This is a genomic window from Phenylobacterium sp., from assembly GCF_031360265.1.
Classification (GTDB): Bacteria; Pseudomonadota; Alphaproteobacteria; order Caulobacterales; family Caulobacteraceae; genus Phenylobacterium.
Map to the genome: position 1 here is coordinate 1 of NZ_JANMBF010000008.1, position 4,497 is coordinate 4,497.

At 67.0% G+C, this 4,497-nt stretch carries 8 protein-coding genes; 7 read left to right on the plus strand and 1 reads right to left on the minus strand.

The genetic code is table 11. The features are described from left to right. The 7 genes from RMN86_RS18100 to mazG form a co-directional block, all read left to right on the plus strand. On the plus strand, positions 1-124 hold a 124-nt coding region (locus RMN86_RS18100), incomplete at its 5' end, for a PEPxxWA-CTERM sorting domain-containing protein (RefSeq protein ID WP_405041290.1). Between the two features lie 124 nt (positions 125-248). Next, positions 249-338: a type II toxin-antitoxin system RelE/ParE family toxin gene (locus RMN86_RS18105; RefSeq protein WP_405041289.1), complete on the plus strand. Its 90-nt coding sequence runs from the start codon at positions 249-251 to the stop codon at positions 336-338. After that, positions 335-625 (plus strand): helix-turn-helix transcriptional regulator, encoded by a 291-nt coding sequence (locus tag RMN86_RS00260; RefSeq protein ID WP_309603816.1) that lies wholly within the window; start codon positions 335-337, stop codon positions 623-625. The genes RMN86_RS18105 and RMN86_RS00260 overlap by 4 nt, the downstream gene beginning before the upstream one ends. A 166-nt stretch (positions 626-791) precedes the next feature. Beyond that, positions 792-1,022, plus strand: a complete 231-nt coding sequence (locus RMN86_RS00265; protein WP_309603817.1) for a FitA-like ribbon-helix-helix domain-containing protein — start codon at positions 792-794, stop codon at positions 1,020-1,022. Positions 1,023-1,184: 162 nt separating this feature from the next. After that, complete coding sequence (locus RMN86_RS00270) at positions 1,185-1,595, plus strand: type II toxin-antitoxin system VapC family toxin (RefSeq protein WP_309603818.1); 411 nt, start codon at positions 1,185-1,187, stop codon at positions 1,593-1,595. Between the two features lie 166 nt (positions 1,596-1,761). After that, positions 1,762-2,250 carry a hypothetical protein gene (locus RMN86_RS00275; protein WP_309603819.1) on the plus strand — a complete coding sequence of 163 codons (489 nt, stop codon included), beginning with the start codon at positions 1,762-1,764 and terminating at the stop codon, positions 2,248-2,250. 66 nt (positions 2,251-2,316) lie between these two features. Further along, on the plus strand, positions 2,317-3,153 hold the full coding sequence (gene mazG / locus RMN86_RS00280; RefSeq protein ID WP_309603820.1) for a nucleoside triphosphate pyrophosphohydrolase: 837 nt from the start codon (positions 2,317-2,319) through the stop codon (positions 3,151-3,153). A gap of 4 nt (positions 3,154-3,157) precedes the next feature. Here mazG and hflX read toward each other — a convergent pair whose 3' ends face one another. After that, the gene (gene hflX, locus RMN86_RS00285; RefSeq protein WP_309603821.1) at positions 3,158-4,477 is read right to left on the minus strand and encodes a GTPase HflX; all 1,320 of its coding nucleotides are present in this window, start codon (positions 4,475-4,477) and stop codon (positions 3,158-3,160) included. Between the last annotated feature and the right edge of the window lie 20 nt (positions 4,478-4,497).

Consider the following 4,497-nt stretch of genomic DNA (forward strand, 5'->3'; position numbering starts at 1 on the left):
GGGCGGCACGCTTGGCTCGCACAGCGTGCCTGAGCCGGCGACCTGGGCCATGCTGGTCCTGGGCTTCGGCGGTGTCGGCGCCCTGATCCGCAACCGTCGTCGGATGGCCATCGCGGCCGCCTGATCCGGTTGGCTGGCCGCAAGGCCCAGCAGACCACCTGATCTACAGCAGTCCCGGTCCTCTTAAGAGGGCCGGGACTTTCTGCGTCCGCAAGCGCGGGAGGTGGGGCTCGGGTCTTGGGCGGATCGTGGTTCTTCGGACTTTCGTCAAGAAGACCGCGAAGACCCCGAAGCGAGAATTGACCCTGGCGCGGGAGCGCGCCAAGGAGGTTGTATGAGCAGGAAGATGATCCCAGTCGAGGATACCTTTGCGGAATGGCGCCAGGATCTGGCCTATCGCGAAGCCTATGATGCGTTGGAGGGGGAATTCGTTCTGGCCGCGGCGTTGATCGAGGCACGCGCGGAGGCGGATATTTCCCAGGCGGAGATCGCCAAGCGTATGCACACATCACAGCCTGCGGTCGCCCGGCTGGAGGGCGGGCATGGCAATCCGTCCTTGAAGACACTTCGTCGCTATGCCGCGGCCACCGGCACACGCCTGCGTATTGTTTTTGAACCGTTTTGAAATCCGACGGTCAGTCAGCCCGATCAAACGATCAGATATTTCCGATAATACTTGAGAAGTTTCGGGTGCGGCTGACACGGATTTGGAGACTGCCATCTGCCCAAGCTGCGACGTCATCGCAAGCCCCGCCGTTGCCTGAAGAGCTATCATCTGATAGCATCAACCTATGGCTCAGCTCCTGGTCAGAGATGTTCCCCGCGACGTCGTGGAGGCGCTGAAGCGCCAGGCTTCCAGCCATGGGCGAAGCGCCGAAGCCGAGCACCGCGACATCCTTGAAAAGGCTCTCAGGGCTGGCCGCGAGGCGTTTCGCGCGCGCGCTGGTCGCCTTCGGGAGGCAACCCGGGGGCGGATCTTTGGCGAGTCCGCCGATCTGATCCGTGAAGATCGCGACAGCTAGTGTGCTGGATCTGAAGTTCGCCTTATTGATGGATCAGGCTCTGAGCGAACTTCAGATCCAAAAAAGCACACTAGAAACAAATTCTTTTCTAGTGTCCTTGTCGATCCCGAAGGTCGTCGGAGCCTGCCACAAGCGCCTGCGAACTTCGGAATCGGGACACTCGTGAGCGTCGTTATCGATGCGTCAGTCGCGCTCAAGTGGGTGCTGGACGAAGCCGGAAGGGAAGCCGCCGACGCTCTGCTTGAGGAAGAGCTGATCGCTCCGTCCTTGTGGCTGTTGGAAGCCGCCAACGCCCTGTGGCGGCGCACTCAACGCGGCGAGATCAGCGGCGAGGAAGCCAGGGAACGGCTCACGGAACTCTTCAACGCCCCGGTGACGACCGCCACGATCGAGGACGATCTTCCAGCCGCCGCCGCCCTGGCGAATGTGTTGGGCCATCCAGTTTACGACTGCCTCTATCTGGCGATGGCGTTCCGAGAGAGCACTTATGTCGTCACCGCCGACATTCGGTTCCACGCCATCGTGAATGAGTCACCGACCCTCAAAGGCACGGTGCGGCTGCTGGAGGCCTAGATATCTCGGGCCCACAATTTCCGATAATCTTCCTTAGGCGCATATCGGATCGGGAACATGGGCCGCCGCCTACAGGGCCTCTCCCACGGCCGTAGGCATGCGCCAGCCTTGCGCCGTGTCCGCAAGCGCCTACTTTGAGGTAGAGGGCGAATTGCGAGGAGACACCATGCGCACCCTGGCCATCGTCACCGCCAGCCTGTTCGCCATCGCTACGGGGGCGTTGGCGACGCCCGCCTCGGTCAGCGTCAGCATCGCGCCGGCGCTGCAGGCCAAGGCCGCCAAGACCCTGGGCGTGCGCGACGTGAACGAGCTCGCCGACCAGCTTCGCACCCGCGTCGAGCGGCGGCTGGCCAAGACCGGCGCCTATCAGGGCGCGCGGCTGGAACTGGTGCTGGTGGACGTCCAGCCCAATCGCCCGACCTTCAAGCAGATGTCCGACCAGCCGGGGCTGTCGTTCGAGAGCTTCGGCGTCGGCGGCGCCCGGATCGAGGGTCGCGCCGTGGCGGCCGACGGCGTGGCGACCCCGCTCGGCTACAGCTACTATGAGCCCGACATCCGTCAGGCGGCCATGCGCGCGACCTGGTCCGACGCGGAGTCGACCATCGACCGCTTCGCCTATCGCCTGGGCCGCGGCGAGGGCGGCGTTCGCCGCTAGCCCGTCCCGCTTGCCACCTGGGGCGACGCGCGGTCTGATCGGGCCTGCGTCGTTCCAGGACATCTCATGACCCGACCTGCCCCGCCCGAGACCTTGCGGCCCATCGACCGGCTGCTGGCGATCATGGCGCGGTTGCGCGACCCCAGGGACGGCTGCCCGTGGGACCTGGAGCAGACCTTCGCCACCGTGGCGCCCTACACCGTCGAGGAAGCCTATGAGGTGGCCGACGCGATCCAGCGGAACGACCTTGGCGACCTGAAGGACGAGCTGGGCGACCTGTTGCTACAGGTGGTGTTCCACGCCCGCATGGCGCAGGAAGCCGGCGCCTTTGGCTTCGACGACGTGGCCCGCGCCATCAACGACAAGATGATCCGCCGCCATCCCCATGTTTTCGCCGATGAAACCTATGCCAGCCTCACCCACCAGAAAGAGGGCTGGGAGGCGCTGAAGGCGGCCGAGCGCGCCGGGAAACGGGCGGGCGGCAAGGCCGGGCCAGAGAGCCTGCTGGACGATGTGCCCCTCGGCCTGCCGGCGCTGACCCGCGCGGTGAAATTGTCCAGGCGCGCCGCGGGCGTCGGCTTTGTCTGGCCAACCGTGCAGGAAGTGATGGCCAAGCTGCACGAAGAGGTCGGCGAACTGGAAGCCGAGATCGCCGCCGGAGACCTCGAGAAAGCCCGCCAGGAACTGGGTGACGTGCTGTTCGTCGTGGCCAATCTGGCGCGCACGCTGGAGGTCGACCCGGAAGATTCGCTGCGCTTCACCAACGCCAAGTTCGTCCGCCGTTTCCAGTACATCGAGGCCCGGCTGGCGGAGCGCGGCAGGACCCCGGAGCAGTCGGATCTGGCGGAGATGGACGCGCTGTGGGACCAGGCGAAGGCGGCGGAGCGGACGGCGGCCGAATAGGCGCTCAGTGCCCGCGGATCTCCGCGCCCGGGAACTGCTGCTCGAACTGACCCAGGGCCTGGGGCGACAGGCTGACGGCCAGCCGCACCGAGCCGTCCTTGCCATCGTGGCGGTCGAGGACGCGGCCGTGGCGATAGAGCCAGGCGATGGCGGCGCCCTCGCCCATCGGCGTGAACACGTCCACCGGCGGGGCCTCGTCCACCAGGGCGGCGACGGCGGCGAGCAGGGCCGGACACCCCTCCCCGGACACCGCAGACAGCGGGATCGCCGGCGGATGGGCGCGGCGTGCGTCGCCCTCGACGATGGCCCGGTCGTCGGCGGCCAGGAGGTCGGTCTTGTTCCAGACTTCCAGGATGGCCCGGTCCTCCATCTCGACCCCGAGCTTGGCCAGGACCGCGCGGACGTCGCCGGCCTGGGCGTTGCTCTCGGCGCTGGCGATGTCGCGGACATGCAGGACGACGTCAGCTTCCTTGACCTCTTCGAGCGTGGCGCGGAACGCCTCGACCAGTTCGTGCGGCAGGTCGGAGATGAAGCCCACGGTGTCGCTCAGGATCGCCGGGCGCCCGTCCGGAAGCTTCAGCATCCGCAGGGTCGGGTCGAGGGTGGCGAACAGCATGTCCTCGGCGACCACCTCGGCCTTGGTCAGGCGGTTGAACAGGGTCGACTTGCCGGCGTTGGTGTAGCCGACCAGCGCCACGGTCGGGTACGGGTGGCGCTTGCGGGCGGACCGCTGCAGGGTCCGCGTGCGGCGCACCTCGTCCAGCTCCAGCTTCAGCTTGCGGATCTTGTCGGCGATCAGCCGCCGGTCGGTCTCGATCTGGGTCTCGCCCGGACCGCCCATCACCCCAAAGCCGCCGCGCTGGCGCTCCAGGTGGGTCCAGGTCCGGACCAGGCGCGAGCGTTCGTAGGACAACCGGGCGAGCTCGACCTGCAGCCGCCCCTCGCGGGTCCGCGCGCGGCGGGCGAAGATCTCCAGGATCAGGCCGGTGCGGTCGATCACCTTGACCTGCCAGGCCTTCTCGAGGTTGCGCTGCTGGACCGGCGTCAGGGCGTCGTCGACGATCGCCACGTCGGCCTCAGCCAATTCGATGACCAGCCGGATCTCCTCGACCTTGCCCTTGCCGAACAGGGTGGCCGGCGTGAGCTGGCGCAGGTTGGCGACCAGGGTCTCGCGGACCTCCAGATCGAGCGCCAGCGCCAGGCCGACGGCCTCTTCCAGGCGCGCGGCCGCGGCCCGCGAAGAGCCCCTGCCCTCGCGGTCTGGATGGATGACGACGGCGCCCTGGATCGGCGCCTCGCGGTCAATCGATCTGGGAGCTTTCAATCGTTCTCGTCTTCGCCGGG

Bases quoted from the DNA above. Each gene is read 5' to 3' on its own strand.
- RMN86_RS00275 (WP_309603819.1), top strand. From the start codon at position 1,762: ATGCGCACCCTGGCCATCGTCACCGCCAGCCTGTTCGCCATCGCTACG.
- mazG (WP_309603820.1), top strand. From the start codon at position 2,317: ATGACCCGACCTGCCCCGCCCGAGACCTTGCGGCCCATCGACCGGCTG.
- RMN86_RS00260 (WP_309603816.1), top strand. From the start codon at position 335: ATGAGCAGGAAGATGATCCCAGTCGAGGATACCTTTGCGGAATGGCGC.
- RMN86_RS00265 (WP_309603817.1), top strand. From the start codon at position 792: ATGGCTCAGCTCCTGGTCAGAGATGTTCCCCGCGACGTCGTGGAGGCG.